The following is a 20,406-nucleotide window of genomic DNA, read 5'->3' on the forward strand; positions in this document are numbered from 1 at the left end:
AGGATATCCCTAAGCAGGGAGAAAAGCCCAAGCGAAAAAGGAAGCCCGTTAAGGCTTCCTCTTAAGCTGCTTCACATACTTGCGTATGAACCAAGCCCGCATGGTCAGCGGGAGGGGTTTAGTTAGGCTGTCGATACGTCAGCCGCTTGCCTTCCGCGCCTTTGACGGCAAGGGCTGCCCGTTCCCCATCGGTTACAAAGCGGGCGTTGTAGCGGAAATCAAACTCCGCCAGATAGCGATGCAGATGCTTCTCGCTGCAATGCTGGTAAACACCACGCATGCCGCGCTTAAAGATCGAGAAGTAGCCTTCAACGCTGTTGGTATGCACGTCACCACGAGCATATTCCTTGGCGGAATGGATCACGGTTTCATGCGAGGCAAAGGACTTGCCGGGCGTGATGTAGAGGCGGCTTTCGTCCGTCATCAAACGGGTTTCGCGGTCGATATTCTCGTTCACGATCTTGGTCACGGTATGCAGATCGGCACGCGGAACATGGAACGAGCGAACGCTGCCGCCACGCTCCACGAGCGAGATAATGGCGCGCTTGTTTGACGGGCCGGACTTACCGCCCTTGGTGTACGGGCCCTTGCGCGGATCACGCGGCTTCGGGTTCTCGACTTCGCCAAAGTAGGTTTCGTCGGCTTCAACGATTTTGCCATTGCCACCAAGCGGCGGAAGGTCTAAACCGCCCGCCCGCATAGCTTCACGGATGCGGTGGTGCATGAACCACGCAGTCTTGTAAGTGACGCCCAGCATCCGGTGGAGCTGGTGGGCTGACATGCCCTTCTTGCTGGACGAAACGAGGTAGAAGCCCAACAGCCACTTATTCAGTTTGATGTGGCTGCTTTCCATCACGGTGCCAGTCGTAACCGTGAAGTCCTTCCGGCAAGCCGGATTGCCACAGCGGTAACGCCCCTCCCGCTTGGTGGCATACCGGCGCTCAGTCTCGCCGCAATGACCGCAGACCGGGCCGTTCGGCCAACGGATGCCCTCGACAACCGCCCGGGCGGCGGTTTCGTCGGTAAACATTGGGTCGGTGATCTTGGTCATGGTCGGCTCCTGTTGCCGCCCATACTACCCGGTGGGTTTGTGGTGTCAAGTATATAATTGGGATTTTAGTCAATATATCTTTTTATGTTCCATGGGAGCCCGATGATGTCTCTCCTGCCCCAGGCTCGCGCGCGATGCAGACGCCTCCTCCGTCGCTCCCGCGCAAGCGGGAGCCCAGGGATAAAGGCTCAGGCCGATGGCCCCTGGATGCCCGCATTCGCGGGCATGGCGAAAAAGAGTTCGATCGTTTCTGTTTAGAGCGCCATCGGCATTCTTAATGGCGCCAAAAAAAGACCCCGGCATCGAGTTCCGATGCCGGGGTTCCCATGGAGGAGAGAACTCATAGGCCGCCAGATAGCGGCCAGAGGGGAAAAGGCAATCAGTCGTCCCCCGCCTCGTCTTCGGCGCCCTCGGCGCCGGCATCGATGGCGGCCGCCACGATCCCGGCATTGGCCTTGATCGCGGCTTCGATCTTGTTGGCAACCTCCGGATTTTCCTTCAGAAATTGCTTGGCGGCCTCGCGGCCCTGGCCGATCCGCTGGCTGTCGAAGGAAAACCAGGAGCCGGACTTTTCGACCACATTGGCCTTCACGCCGAGGTCGATCAGTTCGCCGGTCTTGGAGATGCCCTCGCCATACATGATGTCGAAATCGACCACCTTGAAGGGCGGCGCGACCTTGTTCTTGACCACCTTCACCCGGGTCTGGTTGCCGACCACCTCGTCGCGCACCTTGATGGAGCCGACGCGGCGGATATCGAGGCGGACAGAGGCATAGAATTTCAGCGCGTTGCCGCCGGTGGTGGTCTCCGGGTTGCCGAACATCACGCCGATCTTCATGCGGATCTGGTTGATGAAGATCACCATCGTGTTCGACTTGGAGATCGAGGCGGTCAGCTTGCGCAGGGCCTGGCTCATCAGCCTGGCCTGCAGGCCGACATGGGTGTCGCCCATCTCGCCTTCCAATTCCGCCTGCGGCACCAGGGCCGCGACCGAGTCGACGACCAGCACGTCGATCGCGCCCGAACGCACCAGCGTGTCGGCGATCTCCAGCGCCTGCTCGCCGGTATCGGGCTGCGAGATCAGCAATTCCCCGACATTGACGCCCAGCTTGCGGGCGTAGGCCGGATCCAGCGCATGCTCGGCATCGATGAAGGCGCAGGTGCCGCCCTTCTTCTGCGACTCCGCCACCGCATGCAGCGCGATGGTGGTCTTGCCCGAGCTTTCCGGGCCGTAGATCTCGATGATGCGCCCGCGCGGCAGGCCGCCGATGCCGAGCGCGATATCCAGGCCAAGCGAGCCGGTGGAGATCGCCTCGATCTCGACACTCTGGCGCGCGCCAAGCTTCATGACGGAGCCCTTGCCGAAAGTACGCTCGATCTGCGAGAGCGCCGCTTCCAGGGCTTTACTCTTGTCCATGCTGTCCTTTTCCACGACGCGAAGATTGGGGGTCGACATAGCGGCTGCATCCTTTCATGGGGACCGGGGAATTGCAACGATACGCGGTTCTGACCCTATATGTTCGGTTAAAGTTGCCATTGTCCAGCGAAATCGACAAATCCTCGTTTTCGCTGGATATTTTCTGATTGTTCCCTGCATGTACAGCACCTGGACGGAAATGTTCCGCTTTTACGGGCCGGGCTCGCCGCCCTCGAATCCGGACCCAGACCGTACAATTGGAAGTCGATAGGAATGGCCTGAAAAGGGCGATTTTCCCGTTGCGGGAGTAATGCGGGCGGCCGCACGCCCCGCCGGCAGCTCATAACGCGCCCGCTAGGTCCCCATTACGTCCTTCACCTTCCCGGCCAACTGGCTGAGCGAGAAAGGCTTGGGCAGGAAGTTCACATGCGGAGACTTGGCAAGGTTGTTGCGCAGGCTGTCTTCCGCATAGCCCGAGATGAACAGCACCTTGAGCGCGGCGCGCCGCCGGCGCAGCTCCGCCGCCAGACTCGGGCCGTCCAGATTCGGCATCACGACATCGGAGATCAGCAGCTCGACGCGGTCGAGCTGCTCGGCCGGCAGGGCGAGCGCCTGTTCGCCGGACGCCGCCTCGATCACGGTATAGCCTTTGTTGCGCAGGGCGCGCGCCGCGAAGCTGCGCACCGCATCCTCGTCTTCCACCAGCAGCACCAGTCCCTGCCCGGTCAGGTCCTGGCTGACATGGCGCGCATCGTCGCGCGCGGCGGCAAGCTCGGCGGCGCTCGGCCGGTGCCGCGGCAGGAAGATGCGGAAGCAGGCGCCGCTGCCCTCCTCGCTTTCCACCTGAATGAAGCCGCCGGTCTGCTTGATGATGCCGTAGACGGTGGACAGGCCCAGGCCCGTGCCGGCGCCGACCGCCTTGGTGGTGAAGAACGGATCGAAAATCTTGCCGATGTTTTCCGGCGCGATGCCGTGGCCGTTATCGGCCACCTCGATCAGCACGTATTCGCCGGGCGGGATGATTTCGGTGCCGCTCGGCATGGCCGTGTCAGTCTGCCAGTTGCTGGTGCGGATGCGCAGTTCGCCGCCCTCGCTCATCGCGTCGCGCGCATTGACCGCCAGATTGATGATGACCTGCTCGAGCTGGCCCTGGTCGACGCGGACCAGGCCGAGATCGCGGCCATGCGTCATCTTCAATGTGATCGTCTCGCCGATCAGCCGGCCGATCAGGTTGCGCAGGTCGGCCAGCACGTCGGTGACGTCCAGCACCTTGGGCACCAGGGTCTGCTGGCGCGAGAAAGCCAGCAGCTGGCGCACCAGATTGGCGGCGCGGCTGGCATTCTGCTTGATCTGCATGACGTCGGCGAAGGATTGATCGCCCGGCTGATGCCGCTGCAGCAGCAGGTCGCAAAAGCCGATCATCGCCGTGAGCAGGTTGTTGAAGTCGTGCGCTATGCCGCCGGCAAGCTGGCCGACCGCCTGCATCTTCTGGCTTTGATGGAACTGGGTCTGCAGGTTGCGCTGCTCGGTCGTATCGACGAGATAGACCAGTTGCGGCGACTGGCCGTCGTCCCGCTCGGCCGCCGAGGCGGCGAAGACCTCGACGACGCGGTTGCGCGGACCGGCGAGATGGATCTCCAGCGGACGGTCGAAGGTCTTGCCGCGGCGCAGCGCGATGAGATGGCGGGTCAGCGCCAGGGCGTCCTCCTCGCGCACCAGCGCGGCCAGCCGCTCGCCCAGCCAGTCCTCGCGGCCGCAGAGCGCGGCAAAGGCGGCGTTGGCGTCGCGGATCGTGCCGGCGGCGTCCAGCACCAGGATGCCGATCGGCGCCTGATCGAAGAAGCGGCGGAACTCGGCCTCCACCGGCCGCAGGGTGCCGCGCTGGCGCAGTTCGAGGCCGAGATCGTGCACCACGGCGCTGTAGCGCGCCGGCTGACCGTTCGGGGCCGGCACCATGGTCTGGCTGACCCCGACGAGGCGAAAGCCCGCGCCGGCCTCTCCCGCCGCGGATTGCGCCAGGGGCCTGAGCTTGGCCTCGCCGCCTTCCCAGTCCGGCGTCATCGCCTGGCCTTCGCGCGCCTGCGCATGCTGCAGCACGTCGGCCAGCATGACATTCTCGCCGACCAGATCCTCCGGCCGGCGGCCGGTCCAGGCCGCGAAAGTGCGGTTGGCGAACAGGAAGCGGCCATCGGGCGCCACGGAATAGAGGCCGACCGGCGCGTTGTCGATGAAGGCGGCCAATTCGTCGCGCTGCCGCCGCAGATCGTCGACTTCCCTGCCATCGGCCGGCAACGGCAGGACATCCCAGATTGTGCAGCGGCGCCGGGCGGGATGCGTCATGGCCGAAATGCGCAAGGTCAGCGTCTCGCCGCCGGCAGCGACCCGGACATCCTCATGCACGGCGCTCGTTCGAGCGGTGCCTGTACCCGAGGGCAGCATGTCCTGCAGGCGCCGGACGACCTCGGCATCGCCGCCGCCGGCACGGAGCAACTGCTCCAGAGCGGGAATGCCGCTGGCGCCCAGCCGGCCGGCAAGCGCCGCATAGGCGTCATTCGCCGCAACGACGGCGCCGGCCCGCATGACGAGGCGCGGAAACGGGCTCGCCGCCGCCAGCATCCGCTCCGGCCGGATCAGCCATCCGAGACGGTATCCTCCCAGCCGCGCCATGGCTATTCGACCTCGGCCTCGGCCTCGTAACGCGCCTCCAGGCCGTCCTTCAGCCGCATCACATAGGAGATCACGCCGGCGACCGCGCGGTAATGCTCGATCGGAATCGGATCGTCGAGTTCGACCTTGTACAGCGCGCGCGCCAGCGGCGGGTTCTCGACAATCGGCACCTTATGCTCGGCGGCAATCTCGCGGATGCGCCGGGCCAGCAGGTCGGCACCCTTGGCGACCACGGTCGGCGCGCTCATCTTCTCGGCCTCGTATTTCAGCGCGACGGCAAAATGGGTCGGGTTGGTGACGACGACGCTGGCCTCGGGGACGGCGGCCATCATGCGCTTGCGCGAACGCTGCATGCGGATCTGGCGCAGCCGCGCCTTGATCATCGGATCGCCTTCCGTCTCCTTGTGCTCGTCCTTGACCTCCTGTTTGGTCATGCGGAGGTTCTTCATGTAGCTGTAGCGCTGATAGAGATAGTCGGCTACGGCGACGACCATCATGATGCCGATCAGCGCGCCGAGCAGTTTCAGGATCGTACGCAGGATCAACGGGATCATCACGACCAGATCGAGATCGACGAGCGTTTCCAGCGAATCGAGTTCCGGCCAGAGGATCGAGAACAGAACGATGCCGATGACGCTGATCTTGGTGAGGTTCTTGACGAACTCGACCGCGCCCGTCATCGAGAAGATGCGCTTGAAGCCGGCGATCGGCGACAGCTTCGAGATGTCGGGCTTCAGGCGCTCGGCGCTGAAATGTGGCGGGTTCTGCAGCACGTTGCCGGCCAGGCTGAAAACCACGAACAGCCCGATCACCGGCGACAGCACGATGCCGATATTGGCGAACAGGTCCGTCGCCAGTCTGGTGAGGTGAGCGGGATCGATCGGAATCTGCTCCGGCTGCTCGAAGAACACCCGCAGCGAACCGACCACGCCGCGCCCCAGCGAGCCGCCCAGCATCCACGCGGCGATCAGGGCCGCGAGGAACATGAACCAATGACCGATTTCCTGCGAGCGGGCGATATTGCCCTTGTCGCGCGCATCGGCCAGCCGTTTGCCGGAAGGGTCTTCTGTTTTGGATTCCGGATCGGCGTCTTCAGCCATACGCCATCCTCAGCGCGGAGCGAGGAACTGCGACATCTGTTCCTCGAAATGCCTGGTGAACGACAAGCCGATCGCCGTCAGCGACAGGCCGAGCAGGATCAGCGCCAGCGCGATCTGCGGCGCCTGCATGATGAAGAAAATCTGCAGCGTGGGCATCAGGCGGTTGAGCAATCCGAGCGCGACGTTGAAGACGATGCCGTAGACGATGAACGGCGCCGCGAATTTCGCCCCCAGGACGATGCTGCCGCTCACCACATGGGTTGCGACCTGGGCAAAATCGCCGAAGGAAGGCACCTGCGCCGGCGGAAACAGCGTGTAGCTGTCATAGGCCGCCTGCAGCGCCAGAAGATGCAGGTCGGTGACGAAAACCAGCGCGACGCCGAAAAGCACCAGGGCGCTGCTGACGAGCGCGCTTTGCGAGCCCTGGCTGGGATCGAAGAATACGGCCGAGGACAGGCCCGCCTGCATGGCGATCACCGTGCCGGCGATATGCAGGGCCGAGAGGAACAGCCGCGCCATCAGCCCGAGCGCCAGGCCCAAACCGATCTCCGTGACGACCAGAACAGCCAGTTGCAGCGGCTGGGGCGGCAGCGGCGGCAGTTTCGCGCCGAGGATCGGCACGGTCAGTCCGGCGGTCAGCAGCGCGATCGTCAACCGCATGCGGGCGGGAATCGAGTTCTCGCCCACGCCCGGCAGCGACATCATCGCCGCCCCGAGGCGGCAGAAGATCAGTATGAAGGCGTAGACATTCCCGGCGACGATGTCCTGCAGCACCGCCCGCCCCGCTATTGCAGTCCGGCGATGCGCTGGGACAGCTGCTCCATGAAGCTCACCATGGTGGAGATCATGAAGGGCATCGTGATCACCAGCGTGCCGAAGATCGCCAGGATTTTCGGCACGAAGGTCAGGGTCGGCTCCTGCAGCTGGGTCAGCGCCTGAAACAGGGAGATCAGCAGCCCGAGCACCAGGCTGACGATCATCGGCGGCCCTGCGATCTTGAGCAGCACCCAGATGGCATCGCGCATGACGTCTGTGACTTCGACGGCTGTCATCGACTCGTTCTCCGCCGCCGATAATAGCGGTTAATCGCGCCTTGCCCAATCATATGGGCCCGATGAAACGGGCCCGCGCATATTATATGGGCATACGAAGAATTTCCTGGTAGGCCGTGATAACGCGATCCCGCACCGCGACGACCGTATCCAGCGCCATTTCGGCATTGGAAACCGCCGTCACCACGCTGGTGATGTCGGCCTTGCCGGCCACCGCCTTGGCGGACTCGGCTTCCGCCTGGCGCGACGCCTCGACGGTATTCTGCAATGCTTCCTTCAGCAATTCGCCGAAGCCGCCGGCCGGCTTGACCTGTCCGGTGCCTGCCGTGCCGACCGAACCGGCGACGCCCTGCAGCGGATTAGCGATGCGTAGATCGGCCATGTCCTAATCTCCCGCCATCAGTTGCGCAGAAGATCGATGGTGCGATTGATCATCTGCTTTGCCGCGTCGACGACATTCAGATTCGCCTCGTAGCTGCGCTGGGCCTCGCGCATGTCGGCCATCTCGATGACCGGATGCACATTCGGCATCTTCACATAGCCATCGGCATTGGCCGCCGGGTGGCCGGGATCGTATTTCAGTTCGAAATCCGAGCGATCCGTGGTCGGCTTCTGCGCCTCGACCAGCCGGGCGCCGGTGGCGCGATCGAGTTCCGTCTTGAAGCTGACCACCTTGCGCCGATACGGATCGCCGCCGGGCGCCTTCGCCAGCGAGTCGGCATTGGCCAGATTCTCGGAAATCACCTTCAGGCGCTCGCCCTGGGCCCGCATGCCCGAGGCGGAGATTTTCATCGCGTCCTTGAGATCCATCGCCTATTCCTCGCCGCCTGAGCCTAGCCGCCCTGACCGCGGCCGAGCGCCTTGCGCAACATGCCGATCTGCTTGCGGTAGAGGCTGGTCATCAGATTGTGGTCAGCCTGGGTTTCCGCCACGTTCATCATCTGCTGTTCCAGATTGACGCCATTGCCGTCCGGCGCCGTTTCGTAGGTCTTGCTGCGCGTGACCCGCCACTTGCCGCCATCGCCGCTGGAAAAGCCGCCGAGATGACCCGGCTGGGTCACGCGGGCGGTGATCCCGAGTTGCGTTCCGTTCGGCCCTTTGAGGAGGTCGCCGAAGCTGACCTGCTTCAGATCCTTCGGCTTGTAGCCGGGAGTGTCGGCATTGGCGATGTTTTCCGCCAGGACACGTTCACGTTCGCCGAGCCATTCCATGCGCTCGGTGATCGCCTTCAACAGTCCGATACTGTTAAGATCCATGCCCAATACCCCGTCCGTCATTCCACGGGCGTCAAGCCCAAGAGCGGACCGCCAGCCGCCCCTGCGGGCGGCTTCTGCCTGTGGATCGCAGGGTGGTCCCTAGCCGTAAAGATTCGGTTAACCCGGCCGGGTGATAAGATGGTTACCGATATTCCGGAGCCGTCATGGCCGAGTCCCCCATGTCACGAAAGCCCCCGCCCCGCCCTAAGGCCGTGGCATTGCGCTACGATCCCGTCCGCGAAGAGGCACCTCGGGTAGTGGCCAGCGGCCAGGGCTTCATCGCCGACCAGATCGTGCGCATCGCCCTGGATAACGGCATCACGGTGCGACAGGATTCCGACCTGGTGGAAATCCTGTCCAAGCTGGATATCGACTCCCTGATCCCGCTGGAGGCTTTCGCCGCCGTAGCCGAAATCCTCAGCTACATCTACCGCTCCCAGGGCAAGGCGCCGCCGGAATGAGCCCCCGCTATCGACAGATCGTTCCGGCTTGACCCGACTCGGCAGCAACTTCCAAAGTAAACTATAGGCACGGGCTGGGTATGGACACCATTGACTTCACCAAAATAGCGCTGGCCTTCGGCGGCCTGCTCGTTCTGCTCGGCCTGTTCTATTTCGGCATGCGGCTTCTGTCGGGCTCCGGACGGTTTGGCGGCCGCTGGCGTCCCGGCCAGCGCATCGGCGTGATCGAGACCATGCCGGTCGATGGCTCGCGGCGCCTGGTTCTGGTCCGCCGTGACGATACCGAACACCTGCTGCTGCTGGGCAGCGATGGCGACCTTGTGATTGAAACCGGCATTGTCGCGCCGCCACCGCAAGAGCCGGACATGCCCGGCCCCATCACATGGCCCACGCTGCATATGCCGGGACGCAATCGCGATGCGTGACAGGATTTGCCGTTGGCCCCGGCATTGGATCGGCGCGGCATCGGTTGCTGCCGTTGTCCTGCTGATCGCCCTGATCCTGCCGCTGCCCGCCTGGGCCCAGTCGGTCACCATCGATCTGGGCCAGGGCGGCGGCACGCTCACCGGCCGGGTCATCCAGCTCATCGCGCTGACCACCGTCCTCGCGCTGGCGCCGTCCATCCTCATCGTCATCACCAGCTTCGTGCGGATCGTGGTCGTCCTGTCGCTGTTGCGCAGCGCCATGGGCACGCAGACGACACCGCCGAACAGCGTGCTGATCAGCCTGGCGCTGTTTCTCACCTTCTTCATCATGCAGCCGGCCTTCGAGCGGGCCTATAACGAGGGCATTCAGCCGCTGATCAACGAGCAGATCGACGAAGCGACCGCCTTCGATCGCACCATGGCGCCGTTCCACGAATTCATGCGCAGCCAGGTGCGCGAGAAGGACCTTGCGCTGTTCTCCGGGTTCGCCAACCTGCCGCCGCCGGCCCGGCCGGAGGATATTTCGCTGCGCGTGCTGATCCCGGCCTTCATGATCAGCGAACTCAAGCGCGCTTTCGAGATCGGCTTCCTGCTCTTCATCCCCTTTATCGTGGTCGACATGGTCGTCGCCTCGGTGCTGATGTCCATGGGCATGATGATGCTGCCGCCAGTGATCATCTCGCTGCCGTTCAAGCTGATCTTCTTCGTGCTGGTGGACGGCTGGAACCTCGTCTGCGCCGCCCTGGTGCAGAGCTTCCTCGGCGCCCACTGACGCCGAGCGGCGTCAGTTGATCGCGCTCAGGCCGCCCTTGGCGACCCGGTCGCGATAGCGGCTCATGAAGGCTTCGTACTGGCCGATCTGGGCGATGGTGGCGGCCATTTCCCGCGGATCGCCATTGGCGCGGTTGATCGTGCTGGCCACGGCCGTGAAGGCGGCCGCATCGGGCGTGTCGCGGAACTTGGCTTCGTATTTGTGATACAGCTCGTCCAGCGCCGCCGTATCGTTGCTGAGCGAATAGGCGACAGCGAGCTGCAGAGCGAGTTTCCTTTGATCGGCCGAAAGCGGCCCGGCATCGGCGGCGCCATTGCCGAGAATCTGGGTGGCGACGCGGGCAAAGGCCGGCCAGTCCTTGGCGCGCCAGTACAGATCGGCGCGCAGGTTCCTCGCTTCCGTGCCTTCGTCCTGGCCGAGCAGATTCAATGCTTCGGCAAAGCGATCGAGATCGCCCAGGGCCCGGACCTGAAGCAGGCGCCGCTCCTCGGCGACGGCAGGAGAAAGGTTGGCCGCCTGCGTATCCTGCAAGGCCTTGAGCGCGCCATCGGGATTGTGATCCAGCAGATGGACGACCGCCAGCCGGGCGCCGGCCTTGGCGCGGTCTTCGCCGCGCAGGCGGTACTTGATCTGGTGCTCGAGCAGCTCGGCGGCACGGTTGAGCAGATCGACCGAGACGAGACGATCCGCCAGCTTGCCGATGATCTCGTCGCCTTCCGGTCCCGGCGGGGTCAACTCGCGGTAATCGTAGAACAGCGCCAGCGCCGCCAAGGGCGGCAGTGACTGGGCGCCGCCATCGAGAAAGAGTTTGGTGAACTCGTCGCTCATCTGCTTGTTCAGCAGCGGGATATCCGGCGATTTCGGGAAATATTTGACCACCTGACGGAAGGTCGTGATGCCGCTGCGCAAGTCTCCGACCGCGAACTGCAATTCGCCCAGGCGGCGCAGCAGATTGAATTCATAGGGGCCGCCTCGCCAGGCGAAGCGCAGCTTGTCCAGCCGCTCGATCGCCTGTGCCGTATCGATCAGCTTGCGCGACAGCATCAGCTCGGTCTTGGCGAATTCGGCCAAGGCGCGGGCGCGCCGATCGCCGCTGGCCGAGGCGAGGTCGAAATAGCGGATCGCCTCTTCCGGCTTGTTGGTCGCCTCGGCCAGCATGCCGCGCACATAATTGGCCTCGGCCGCCAGTCCGGGCGTGAGGCTGTCGCCCTGCAGCGCCTGCATCTCCGCCGTCGCCGCCGCGACATCGCCGCCAGCGAGCCAGGCGCGCGCCATGGTCAGGCGCAGCGGCGCGCGCAGATCGGCCGGAAACCGCGCGACGGCGGCCCCGGCCAGCGAAAAAGCGCGGCGGGCGGCGGGCCAGTCATAGCGCTCTCCCGCCAGTGCACCGCGATAGGCAAGGACATCCGGGTCGTCGTCGAAGATCTTGGAATCGAGATCGTTCGCCGCGTCGTCGAGCCGGCCAAGCCCCAGATTGGCGATGCCGCGCAGCGCCCGGTACAGCTTGTCGCGCTCAAGATCGGGCTGCTCCGCCCGCGCCCTGGCCAACACGCCCAGGGTTTCCGGTTCCATGTGATGCGCAGCGAAAAATTCCGCCAGCGCAATGCGCGCCGCCTGGCGCTGTCCCGGCGGGGCCACCGCCACGCGATGCAGCAGATTCTCCTTCTGCTCGCGGAAATCCTTGCCCTCGACATTGCGCCATTCGGCGAATCTGAGGATTTCGGTGACGCCGCTGCGCGGATCGGCGCCGCGCGGCGCCGACAGCGACAGGCCGTTCGGCGTGCCGATCTCCACGCCGCGCGGAAAGCGCCGGATGTCGAGATTGTCGGCATGCGGCTCGATGGCGAAACCCTGGAAGCTGGGCAGCACGCTGAGTTCGATGAAATCGCGCTGGCCCGGAACGCCGCCATTCGCGCCGGCATAAGGCAGAACGGTGATCACATCGCCGGTATCGGGGTCCTGCACCTGCACCTGCGGCGACGGATCGTTGGCGGCGAAGAACAGCTTGGCGCCGCCATCGGCATCGAGCTGGCGGCGCACGTCGATCGCCTGACTGTGGCTGACCGGAGCCGGATCGGTACCGGCAGGGGCGCCCTCTTTCGGCACCAGGTCCGATGGGGCGACGGTATTGATGGCAACCTGCCAACCGGCATTGCGGCGGGTGAAATTCGCCGTGGTGCCGCTGGGAACGGCGAGCCGAAGCACCGTCAGACCCGGCATCGGCAACTGCTCCACCCCGTTGATCGCGCCATTCCAGTCGCGTGTGGTGATGGGCCGCAGATCGATGACGGCCGGACGGTCGAAGACGAGCCAGAGATAGCCGTTGCGCTGAAACGCTGCCGCACCAACCGGCCGGGTCCAGGGAAAATGCAGCAGCGGCCCGGTCCGGGTGGAATCGACGCCCGGCACCAGCGGCTCGCCGGCGATCGGCCCGGTCGGCGGCGCAGGCATGAAGGTGCCGAGAGCGGCCGTCTGGACCGGCTCGATGGGCGCAGCGGCCGGCACGCCATTCTGCGGCGCAGCCGCTTTGGCGGATCCGGAGGCCGTCGAGGATGCAGCGGGTGCCGGCTTGGCCTGGTTCTCGGCAGGCTTGGGCGCCGGCGGCGCTTTGGCCGCTTCTTCGGCCTTGGGCGGAGTCTGCGGCTTCGGCTGGGCCGCAGCCTTGTCGTCGGCCTTCGGCCTGGCCTCGGCCATCTTCGGCTCGGCCATCTTCGGCTCGGCCATCTTTGGCCCGGCGGCTGGCTTTGGCTCGGTCGGCTTGGCTTCGGGGCTGTCGGCCTTGGCGGCTTTGGTTTCGCGAGGTTGCGCGACGTCGAGCACGATCTTCGTACCGTCGCGCCAGGATTTGATCGTGGCCTCGTCCGGCATGCCGAACGTTACGATGCTCGCGCCGCCTTCGATGCGCGCCGACAAACCGCTAATGCCGCGCGGCGGAAAATCCGGCAAGCGGCCAAGATCGACCGGCGTGGGGTTGGCGAAACGCACGGTCGCCTTCCCGCCCTCGGCCGAGACGGAAAATTCGACCCGCTCGGGCCAGTCGAATACCAGCCGCGTGAAGGTCGGATGATCGCCGGCGCGCAGGCGTATCGGCGCGGCGGCCGGGCTGGCTGGCGGCGGCTTCGTTACGGCCTGCGCGGGAGCAGCCGTCGGCGCGGGCGGCCGGGCGGGGCTGGCCTTGCCGGCACCCAGCGGCGGCGTATTGATCTGCGGTGTCTGGGCCAGAGTTTGAGCCGGCAAGAACAGCAAACCGCACATTCCCGCCACTGCGATGGCGGGACCGATGCCGCGGCGGCCCGGCTTTTTCGCGGCCGCAGAGAGCGTTGTATGGCTGTCTGTCATACTCCCTGCTACTCGCGTCGAAATCTCACTGCTTGGGCAGATTATAGGGGTATGGCAGCATAGGATGATACGGTTAACGGATTGTTTTACCGACGCAACCGATGCTCAAAACGGCCCCAGCACCGCAGCCAGCCTGCTTTTCAGCAGGGCCGTGTCAAAGGGTTTGGCGATATACCCGTCCACCCCCAGCCGCTTGGCGGCCATGATGTTTTCCGGCCGGGCTTCGGCAGTAACCATGATGAAGGGCACCGTTCTCGTCTCCGGGGCCTGCCGCACGGCGCGCAGGAAAGCCAGGCCGTCCATCGGGGCCATATTCCAGTCCGACAGAATCACACCGTACCGTTTCTGCCCCAGCATGGTCAGAGCGCTGACCGGATCGTCGATGGTATCGATGTCCTGAAAGCCGATCTGGCGCAAACGGGCGGCGATGACCGCCCGCATGGTGCGATGATCATCCACCACGAGAACCGGAAGCGAGAGGATTGCCGCCGAACCGCGTATCGACGCTGCGACCGGCACCGGGTCAGCCGAACAAATTGAGCAGATAGCTCTGCGGACTGCCCGTACCGGCGCTGTCCTTGAAGGTCAGATATCGCAGCACCAGCTTGTCGACTTCGCTCTGGTCGCTCTTCAAAGCGTTGACGTCGACGCGCTTCTCCACGGCCGTGACCTGGCTGGAGACATCCTGGTAAGCGATCTGCTGCGGAATGTTATTGCCGACCAGCACCACCTCGCGCAGGACATTGTCGCCGAGCAGTTGCACCGTCTGATCCACGTCCTTGATGCGGCGCCCGAATTCGATGGCGGCACGCACGCCTGGCGCCTGCTCGTCTAGGTGTTTTTCGTATGCAACCTGCTCATAGCGGGTCGCCACTTCGTCCGCCGCCGATTGCAGCGTCAATTTGAGCACCCCGAAGACGTTCGGGTTGATATCCTCGGCCAGTTTCTTGAACCGCGGATCCTGGAAGCGATTGGCAAGCGAATTCGGGTCGGTGAGATCGCTTTCGAGTATCTTGCGAATCTTGCCCGGATATTGCGCCTCGCTTTCGAGATCGTAGGAGGCGAGCAGGAACTTGAACAATCGGTAATCGCCGAAGAGGTCATCCAGCGATTTTATCTTGGTGATGTTTTCCTTGTAGTAGGCGACATCGGCCTGGATGTCTTTGCGATTGCGGAAAGTTTCAAATTCGGGACCTTCAAATTCGTAGTAGTCCGTCTTCTTGGTCGGAGCCGCTTCTTCGGACAGCAAAGCCTTGCTTTGCGATGAAGTGTAGCTTGCAGCATCCGTAGCAGCCAGATCGGTGCCACTTATCAGCTTCCCGGTGGTGCCATCGACCAGGGCGCTGCCGTTGATATCGACAGCCAGCTTCTTAAGCTTGGCCAATCCGGCGGGCAGAGCCGTCACCACGGTAGCGTCATTGACGATATTGCCGCTGGCATCCCAGCCGACCGTATTGCCGTTGGTGTCGAGCTGCGTACCAGTGGCGCCGAAATTGTATTTCTTCGCCAGCTCACGCTCCTGCAGCGTGCCCTGATTGGCAACCGAATTCGGATCGTTCAGATCGCTGGTCAGAATGTCGCGCAGGCGCTGGCGATCATTGATATAGAGATCGCCAAAACCATTGGCATAGGCCAGAACCTTGAGGAAGCGGTCGTCGTCAATCAACTCCGAGACCGTCGTCGCAGTCGCGGCGCGATTTTTGAAATAGGTGGCGTCGGCTTCCACCTGGGCGTTCTGAACCTTGTATTGGCTGTTGCGCAGCCGGATCGCGGCGTTGTTGAATTCGCGCGTAACTTCCTTGGCCTTCTCCGCAGATTCGTCCGCGGCGTGGGCCTGCTTGTTCTCTTCCGCGAGCTTCTGCAATTTCTTGTACATCGCCAGCGGCGACATGGTCGCCGTGCTGGTCGTCGATGTACCAAGCAATATGCTGAGATCTATCGCCATCCCTGCCCGCCTCCTGCGGCACTGACGGTGACCGATATCCCGGCTTCTCCGGGCTAGATCGGAATCGCCGTCATCCTACCATGCAGGCGCGATGCGGCAATACCGAGTTTTGCTTTTGAGTTCAGCCGATTAACCCTATGTTAACCACCCGGCGTGGCCGGCTTGGCGGGATTTTTGGTGCCAGCTGTGCTCGCTGCGGCGCCGGCCGCGGCAGCCGGCGCCTTGCGCTCCGGCGCGGCCGAGGCTGCCTGCTCCTGAATGCCGGCCCGCAGATTTACCGGGATCAGCTTGCGCGTTGCCAGGCGCACGGTGATGTCCTGCGCCGCCGCCGGATCCATATCGGCAAGGATGGCCGCCAGCTTGGCTTCCTTCATGCGCTCGGCGACGCCGAGCAGGACGTTCGAATCCAGCTTCTCGAAAATCCGCGCCGCATCCTTCGGCTTCATGTTTTCATAGACCTTGACCAAGCCTTGCAGATTCTTCTCTTCCTGCTGGTCATGCTCCTGGACGATCTGCTTGATGCTGCCCTCGAGCTTCTTCAGCGCGGCGATACGCTCGTCGAGGCGTTTTTCCGCTGCCGCCAGCAGGCTCTCGCGCATGTCGAGTTCCCGGCTGCGCTGCTCGAGCTGATCGCGGCGCCGGGCAAGATTGGCCAGCAATTCGATTTCCGAGCGGGTATACGTGGTCGGATCCCGGCTTGCCAGCGACTGGATCGCCGAGGACGCGCCGGCGGCATTGGCAGACGGCGGCTGCTCGGCCGGTGGCTGTTTCGGCGCTTCCGCCTGCGGCGCGGCATTGCCCTGGGCCACCTGCTGCTGCTTCGCCGCTTGCCCTTCGGCGGCAGGCTTCTCAGGCGTCAACTTCGTCGGCTGTCCCTGGCTTGAGCGCGCTTGCGCCGGCGCCGCTTGCTGCGCGCCGGCCGCCGTAACGAAGAGTTCCCCTCGCCCTTCCCACAGCGTGCCGATCTTCAAGCCGAGCAGCAGGGCCAATGCCAGGATGGTCAATGGCAGAATACGGACGCGCCCTGCCAGCCGCCTGCGCGGCCTGGCCTGGACGGCAGCAGATTTATTCGCCGCCGTCTTTTTCATCGCGTCTGTCTCAACGCCATCAGCAATTCACGCTCGGCCTCGGAACGCGGCTCCAGCTTGAAATCCTGAGCGGCGCTTCCCGCCGCGGCCACGGGTTTGCGGAATGGCGTGACCGGCGCCTTCGCCATGTCCGGCTTGCGCTCCGGCACGGCTTGCTGCTGGCGGACTGCCCGCGTATTGGCAGCTTCGCCGGCAAGGCGGTCGGCCAGCCGATCGGCCGTCTCGATCATGAAGCTGAGTTCGTCCCGCAAGGCGCGCGCCTGCTTGAGGTTTTCCTCGTGCGCGGTATCGGCGGCGGCCGAGGCCGCTTTCAACTCGTTCATGCCCTGCCGGGCCTTGATCAACGCCTTGTCGAAATCCGCGATCAGGCGGCGCATCTCGTCCTGGTTCGCGCGCAAATTGCCCAGCCGCCGGTTGAGCACCAAAGATATGGACAGCGTGATCACCAGCAGGACGGCGACGACGATTTCGACAACGAGCGACAGCGTCATCACGCCCCTCCCAGATTCTTGAGGGTGCGCTCGATCTTGACCGCGATGTTGTTGCCCATCCGGCCCATGCGGCCTTCCACCATCGAGACGCCGCCGCAGCGCATCAGCACCACGGAATCCGGCGTCGCGTTGAACATGACGGTCTTGCCGACCTCCAGGTTCATCACCTGACCCAGCGTCATCACCTGCTCGTCGAGCACCGCCTCGATCTCGACATCGGTCGACCACAGTTCGGTGGCGAGGTGGTTCTCCCAGATCGAGTCGCGGCCGAACTTCTCGCCCATGAACATCTGCAGCAGAAGTTCGCGGACGGGCTCCAGCGTCGCGTAGGGCAGCATCAATTCAAGGCGGCCGCCGCGGTCTTCCATATCGACGCGCAGGCGGGCAAGAATTGCCGCGTTCGCCGGGCGGGCGATGGTGGCGAAGCGCGGATTGGTCTCGATGCGGTCGTAGGAGAAATTGACCGGCGCCAGCGGCTCGAAGGCGGCCCGCATGTCATCGAGCACGACATTGACCATGCGCTCGACCAGGTTACGCTCGATCGTGGTATAGGGGCGGCCTTCGATGCGCATCGCGGCGGTGCCGCGCCGGCCGCCCAGCAGCACGTCGACGATCGAATAGATCAGCGAGCTGTCGACCGTAAGCAGGCCGTAATTGTCCCACTCGACGGCGCGGAACACGCTCAGGATCGCCGGCAGCGGGATCGAGTTCAGATAGTCGCCGAAGCGGATCGAGGTGATGTTGTCGAGCGAGACTTCGACGTTGTCGGACGTGAAATTGCGCAGGGAAGTCGTCATCAGGCGCACGAGGCGGTCGAACACCACCTCGAGCATAGGCAGGCGCTCGTAAGAGACGAGCGCGCTGTTGATGATGGCGCGGATGCCGGCTTTGTCGGCATCTTCCTCGACACTTGCATCGAAACCGAGAAGACTGTCGATTTCGTCCTGGTTCAGGATGCGCGTGGAGCCGCCATCGTCAGCGTCGCCGCCTCCGCCGCCGGCCCATTCCGCCTCGCCATCACCAACAGTATCCGCCATGACCGCTACGCTCCACTATTGGATCAGCATTTCCTTGAACAGCACGTCGTTGATCTTGATCGGGGCAACCGCCTGATTGACGCGGATCAGCAACTCTTCCTTCAGCCGGTACATGCCGGCGGAACCGACCAGATCATCGGGGCGCAGTTCGCGGAGATAAATCTGGAAATTGTCGATCACCCTGGGCAGCAGCTCGTTCAGCTTCGGCGTCGCCAACGGATCGTTATGCTCCAATGAAACCTTCAGCTTGAGATAGGAAGCCTGCCGTCCGGGCGAATTCAGATTGACCAGAATGTCCGGCAGATCATAGAAGACCGTGACCTTCGGCTGCTCGGGCTTGACCTCGGCCTCCTCCTCATGCGAGGCGAACAGGAAGAAATAGGCCGCTCCGCCGCCGCCGATCAGTAGCAGCAGAAGCACCCCGGCAACGATAAAGATGATCGCTCGCTTGCCGCGCTTCTTCTTGCCGCCCTGGCCTTCGAGCTCACCGCCCTCGGCCAAGCCTTCCGTTTCATCACTCATCCTGCCGTACCCCGGGGACCTTCAGCCCACTCTAGCAGGGCATTGGTAGCGCCGCACAGTTAACACTTTGTCACTACCCGGCAGTTTTTGCCGACTCTTCCCCGCCGCACAGGGGTCAAGTTCTGCCGGTTGGGCGCGGCGTGGCAAATTCGTCGCGGTTTCCCAGGAATTTTCCAGTTGGCACGCGGCCTGCAACATGGTGGCCGAGCAACGGCTAACCGTGAGTTGGAGCCATGGAGAACGCAACGTATATCGGCCTGTCCCGCCTCTCGACGATGAAACGCGAGATGGACGTGATCGCCAATAACCTCGCGAACATGAACTCGAACGCCTACAAGGGCGAGCGGGTGATGTTCGAGGAGTATCTCAAGGGTCCGAACCGGCGCCAGCAGGACAGCTACGTCAATGATTTCGGCATCCTGCGCGACACCCGCGCCGGCAAGCTGGAATCGACCGGCAATCCGCTCGATCTGGCCATCAACGGCAAAGGTTACCTGACCGTCGATACGCCGCAAGGTCGCCGCTATACCCGGGATGGTCATCTCCGTCTCGACGCCGAGCGCCGGCTGGTCACATCGGGCGGTCATCCCGTGCTGGACGATCGCGGCCGGCCTATCGTATTTCCCGATAACGGCGAGACGCCCTCGGTGTCGGTGGACGGCACCGTCAGCATCGGCGCACAGCAGATCGCCAAGCTTGACCTGGTCACCTTCGACAACGAGCAGGAACTGCGCAAGACCGCGCAGGGCCTTTACGCCACGGCGCAGCAGCCGCAGGCGGCGCCGGTGGCCAGCACCATCGTGCAGGGCATGCTAGAGGCTTCCAACATCGAACCGATCGTCGAAATGACCAATATGATCGAGCTGGTCCGCCAGTACCAGAACACCCAGAACCTGCTGGACAGCGAGAATGAGCGTCAGCGGAACGCCATTCAGCGTCTCGGCCGCACCTCCTAAATATCCGGATTTCACGAGGAGATAAGTCATGCGCACCCTCAGCATCGGCGCTACCGGCATGATGGCCCAGCAGCTCAACGTCGAGGTCATCTCCAACAATATCGCCAACATGAGCACGACGGCGTTCAAGCGCCAGCGCGCCGAGTTTCAGGACTTGCTTTACCAGAATATGCGCCGGCCCGGCACGACCTCGTCGGATGCCAATACGATCGTACCGTCGGGCATTCAGATCGGCGTCGGCGTTCGCGCCGCCGGTGTCTATCGCATCAGCGAGCAGGGCAACCTGACCTCGACCGGCAACAGCTACGATCTTGCCATCAACGGCAAAGGCTATTTCCAGATCACCTTGCCGTCGGGCGAGACGGCCTATACCCGCGCCGGCTCGTTCCAGGTCGACGCGAATGGCCAGATCGTGACCGTCGACGGCTATCAGCTGCAGCCCGGCATCACCATCCCGCAGGGCGCGCTGTCGGTCAGCATCGACGCCACCGGCATCGTCGAGGCGCAGATCGCTGGGCAGACGCAGCCGCAGCAGCTCGGCCAGATCCAGCTTGCGACCTTCGTCAACGAAGCGGGTCTGGATGCGACCGGCGACAATCTCTTCCTCGAGACGCCCGCTTCCGGCCAGCCGACCGTCGGCAACCCGAATGCCGCCGGCTTCGGCACGTTGCGTCAGGGCTATCTGGAGACCTCCAACGTCAATCCGGTGCAGGAGATCACCAACCTGATCTCGGCCCAGCGCGCCTACGAAATGAACTCGAAGGTCATCACCGCAGCCGATGAGATGCTGCAGACTGCAAGCCGTCTGCGGTAACCGTCCGGCTGAA

General features: G+C 63.7%; 21 protein-coding genes. 5 read left to right on the forward strand and 16 right to left on the reverse strand.

From position 1 onward, the window contains the following. Nucleotides 1–118: 118 nt before the first annotated feature. From VF194_RS01470 to flgB, 9 genes are all read right to left on the reverse strand, one after another. A complete protein-coding gene (locus VF194_RS01470) occupies nt 119–1,051 on the reverse strand; it encodes an IS1595 family transposase (protein WP_330887298.1) in 933 nt (310 codons plus the stop codon). A 379-nt stretch (nt 1,052–1,430) separates the two neighbouring features. Next, entirely contained in the window at nt 1,431–2,507 is a 1,077-nt protein-coding gene (gene recA, locus VF194_RS01475) for a recombinase RecA (RefSeq protein WP_330887300.1), read from the reverse strand. 315 nt (nt 2,508–2,822) lie between these two features. Next, nucleotides 2,823–5,135: an ATP-binding protein gene (locus tag VF194_RS01480; protein ID WP_330887302.1), complete on the reverse strand. Its 2,313-nt coding sequence runs from the start codon at nt 5,133–5,135 to the stop codon at nt 2,823–2,825. Between the two features lie 2 nt (nt 5,136–5,137). Beyond that, nucleotides 5,138–6,235 (reverse strand): flagellar biosynthesis protein FlhB, encoded by a 1,098-nt coding sequence (gene flhB / locus VF194_RS01485; RefSeq protein ID WP_330887304.1) that lies wholly within the window; start codon nt 6,233–6,235, stop codon nt 5,138–5,140. Nucleotides 6,236–6,244: 9 nt separating this feature from the next. Next, on the reverse strand, nt 6,245–7,009 hold the full coding sequence (locus tag VF194_RS01490) for a flagellar biosynthetic protein FliR (RefSeq protein ID WP_330887306.1): 765 nt from the start codon (nt 7,007–7,009) through the stop codon (nt 6,245–6,247). An 11-nt stretch (nt 7,010–7,020) separates the two neighbouring features. Further along, a complete protein-coding gene (fliQ, locus tag VF194_RS01495; protein WP_330887308.1) occupies nt 7,021–7,287 on the reverse strand; it encodes a flagellar biosynthesis protein FliQ in 267 nt (88 codons plus the stop codon). Between the two features lie 82 nt (nt 7,288–7,369). Further along, the gene (gene fliE, locus VF194_RS01500) at nt 7,370–7,669 is read right to left on the reverse strand and encodes a flagellar hook-basal body complex protein FliE (protein ID WP_330887310.1); all 300 of its coding nucleotides are present in this window, start codon (nt 7,667–7,669) and stop codon (nt 7,370–7,372) included. Nucleotides 7,670–7,686: 17 nt separating this feature from the next. Then, nucleotides 7,687–8,097, reverse strand: coding sequence for a flagellar basal body rod protein FlgC (gene flgC / locus VF194_RS01505; protein WP_330887312.1), 411 nt, complete (start codon nt 8,095–8,097; stop codon nt 7,687–7,689). A gap of 23 nt (nt 8,098–8,120) precedes the next feature. Continuing rightward, nucleotides 8,121–8,543: a flagellar basal body rod protein FlgB gene (gene flgB / locus VF194_RS01510; RefSeq protein WP_330887314.1), complete on the reverse strand. Its 423-nt coding sequence runs from the start codon at nt 8,541–8,543 to the stop codon at nt 8,121–8,123. A gap of 179 nt (nt 8,544–8,722) precedes the next feature. Between flgB and VF194_RS01515 the strand changes: the two genes are divergently transcribed. From VF194_RS01515 to fliP, 3 genes are all read left to right on the forward strand, one after another. Continuing rightward, nucleotides 8,723–9,004 (forward strand): EscU/YscU/HrcU family type III secretion system export apparatus switch protein, encoded by a 282-nt coding sequence (locus VF194_RS01515; protein ID WP_330887316.1) that lies wholly within the window; start codon nt 8,723–8,725, stop codon nt 9,002–9,004. An 80-nt stretch (nt 9,005–9,084) separates the two neighbouring features. Then, nucleotides 9,085–9,429 carry a hypothetical protein gene (locus VF194_RS01520; RefSeq protein WP_330887318.1) on the forward strand — a complete coding sequence of 115 codons (345 nt, stop codon included), beginning with the start codon at nt 9,085–9,087 and terminating at the stop codon, nt 9,427–9,429. Beyond that, nucleotides 9,422–10,201, forward strand: a complete 780-nt coding sequence (fliP, locus tag VF194_RS01525; RefSeq protein WP_330887319.1) for a flagellar type III secretion system pore protein FliP — start codon at nt 9,422–9,424, stop codon at nt 10,199–10,201. The genes VF194_RS01520 and fliP overlap by 8 nt, the downstream gene beginning before the upstream one ends. Nucleotides 10,202–10,213: 12 nt before the next feature. Here fliP and VF194_RS01530 read toward each other — a convergent pair whose 3' ends face one another. The 7 genes from VF194_RS01530 to VF194_RS01560 form a co-directional block, all read right to left on the reverse strand. After that, nucleotides 10,214–13,438: a hypothetical protein gene (locus tag VF194_RS01530; protein WP_330887321.1), complete on the reverse strand. Its 3,225-nt coding sequence runs from the start codon at nt 13,436–13,438 to the stop codon at nt 10,214–10,216. A gap of 207 nt (nt 13,439–13,645) precedes the next feature. Next, nucleotides 13,646–14,059 (reverse strand): response regulator, encoded by a 414-nt coding sequence (locus tag VF194_RS01535; protein WP_330887323.1) that lies wholly within the window; start codon nt 14,057–14,059, stop codon nt 13,646–13,648. Nucleotides 14,060–14,063: 4 nt separating this feature from the next. Then, nucleotides 14,064–15,485, reverse strand: coding sequence for a DUF1217 domain-containing protein (locus VF194_RS01540; RefSeq protein ID WP_330887325.1), 1,422 nt, complete (start codon nt 15,483–15,485; stop codon nt 14,064–14,066). Nucleotides 15,486–15,625: 140 nt separating this feature from the next. Beyond that, nucleotides 15,626–16,573 (reverse strand): MotE family protein, encoded by a 948-nt coding sequence (locus VF194_RS01545; RefSeq protein WP_330887327.1) that lies wholly within the window; start codon nt 16,571–16,573, stop codon nt 15,626–15,628. Next, a complete protein-coding gene (locus VF194_RS01550; protein ID WP_330887329.1) occupies nt 16,570–17,064 on the reverse strand; it encodes a DUF6468 domain-containing protein in 495 nt (164 codons plus the stop codon). Before VF194_RS01550 ends, VF194_RS01545 begins: the two co-directional genes overlap by 4 nt. Next, on the reverse strand, nt 17,064–18,101 hold the full coding sequence (gene fliM, locus VF194_RS01555; RefSeq protein ID WP_330887331.1) for a flagellar motor switch protein FliM: 1,038 nt from the start codon (nt 18,099–18,101) through the stop codon (nt 17,064–17,066). The genes VF194_RS01550 and fliM overlap by 1 nt, the downstream gene beginning before the upstream one ends. A 15-nt stretch (nt 18,102–18,116) precedes the next feature. Further along, on the reverse strand, nt 18,117–18,623 hold the full coding sequence (locus VF194_RS01560) for a flagellar basal body-associated FliL family protein (RefSeq protein ID WP_330887333.1): 507 nt from the start codon (nt 18,621–18,623) through the stop codon (nt 18,117–18,119). Nucleotides 18,624–18,856: 233 nt separating this feature from the next. Here VF194_RS01560 and flgF point away from each other — a divergent pair, with 233 nt between their 5' ends. Together flgF and flgG are read left to right on the forward strand one after the other, a co-directional pair. Beyond that, nucleotides 18,857–19,579 carry a flagellar basal-body rod protein FlgF gene (gene flgF / locus VF194_RS01565; protein WP_330887335.1) on the forward strand — a complete coding sequence of 241 codons (723 nt, stop codon included), beginning with the start codon at nt 18,857–18,859 and terminating at the stop codon, nt 19,577–19,579. A gap of 28 nt (nt 19,580–19,607) precedes the next feature. Then, nucleotides 19,608–20,393 carry a flagellar basal-body rod protein FlgG gene (gene flgG, locus VF194_RS01570; protein ID WP_330887337.1) on the forward strand — a complete coding sequence of 262 codons (786 nt, stop codon included), beginning with the start codon at nt 19,608–19,610 and terminating at the stop codon, nt 20,391–20,393. Nucleotides 20,394–20,406: the final 13 nt, after the last annotated feature.

The sequence above is a fragment of the Ferrovibrio sp. genome (assembly GCF_036381655.1).
GTDB lineage: Bacteria > Pseudomonadota > Alphaproteobacteria > Ferrovibrionales > Ferrovibrionaceae > Ferrovibrio.

Excerpts from the sequence above, each read along its gene's own strand:
- VF194_RS01470 (WP_330887298.1), bottom strand. The coding sequence starts at position 1,051 with ATGACCAAGATCACCGACCCAATGTTTACCGACGAAACCGCCGCCCGG.
- recA (WP_330887300.1), bottom strand. The coding sequence starts at position 2,507 with ATGTCGACCCCCAATCTTCGCGTCGTGGAAAAGGACAGCATGGACAAG.
- VF194_RS01480 (WP_330887302.1), bottom strand. The coding sequence starts at position 5,135 with ATGGCGCGGCTGGGAGGATACCGTCTCGGATGGCTGATCCGGCCGGAG.
- flhB (WP_330887304.1), bottom strand. The coding sequence starts at position 6,235 with ATGGCTGAAGACGCCGATCCGGAATCCAAAACAGAAGACCCTTCCGGC.
- fliQ (WP_330887308.1), bottom strand. The coding sequence starts at position 7,287 with ATGACAGCCGTCGAAGTCACAGACGTCATGCGCGATGCCATCTGGGTG.
- fliE (WP_330887310.1), bottom strand. The coding sequence starts at position 7,669 with ATGGCCGATCTACGCATCGCTAATCCGCTGCAGGGCGTCGCCGGTTCG.
- flgC (WP_330887312.1), bottom strand. The coding sequence starts at position 8,097 with ATGGATCTCAAGGACGCGATGAAAATCTCCGCCTCGGGCATGCGGGCC.
- flgB (WP_330887314.1), bottom strand. The coding sequence starts at position 8,543 with ATGGATCTTAACAGTATCGGACTGTTGAAGGCGATCACCGAGCGCATG.
- VF194_RS01515 (WP_330887316.1), top strand. The coding sequence starts at position 8,723 with ATGTCACGAAAGCCCCCGCCCCGCCCTAAGGCCGTGGCATTGCGCTAC.
- VF194_RS01520 (WP_330887318.1), top strand. The coding sequence starts at position 9,085 with ATGGACACCATTGACTTCACCAAAATAGCGCTGGCCTTCGGCGGCCTG.
- fliP (WP_330887319.1), top strand. The coding sequence starts at position 9,422 with ATGCGTGACAGGATTTGCCGTTGGCCCCGGCATTGGATCGGCGCGGCA.
- VF194_RS01540 (WP_330887325.1), bottom strand. The coding sequence starts at position 15,485 with ATGGCGATAGATCTCAGCATATTGCTTGGTACATCGACGACCAGCACG.
- VF194_RS01545 (WP_330887327.1), bottom strand. The coding sequence starts at position 16,573 with ATGAAAAAGACGGCGGCGAATAAATCTGCTGCCGTCCAGGCCAGGCCG.
- VF194_RS01550 (WP_330887329.1), bottom strand. The coding sequence starts at position 17,064 with ATGACGCTGTCGCTCGTTGTCGAAATCGTCGTCGCCGTCCTGCTGGTG.
- fliM (WP_330887331.1), bottom strand. The coding sequence starts at position 18,101 with ATGGCGGATACTGTTGGTGATGGCGAGGCGGAATGGGCCGGCGGCGGA.
- VF194_RS01560 (WP_330887333.1), bottom strand. The coding sequence starts at position 18,623 with ATGAGTGATGAAACGGAAGGCTTGGCCGAGGGCGGTGAGCTCGAAGGC.
- flgF (WP_330887335.1), top strand. The coding sequence starts at position 18,857 with ATGGAGAACGCAACGTATATCGGCCTGTCCCGCCTCTCGACGATGAAA.
- flgG (WP_330887337.1), top strand. The coding sequence starts at position 19,608 with ATGCGCACCCTCAGCATCGGCGCTACCGGCATGATGGCCCAGCAGCTC.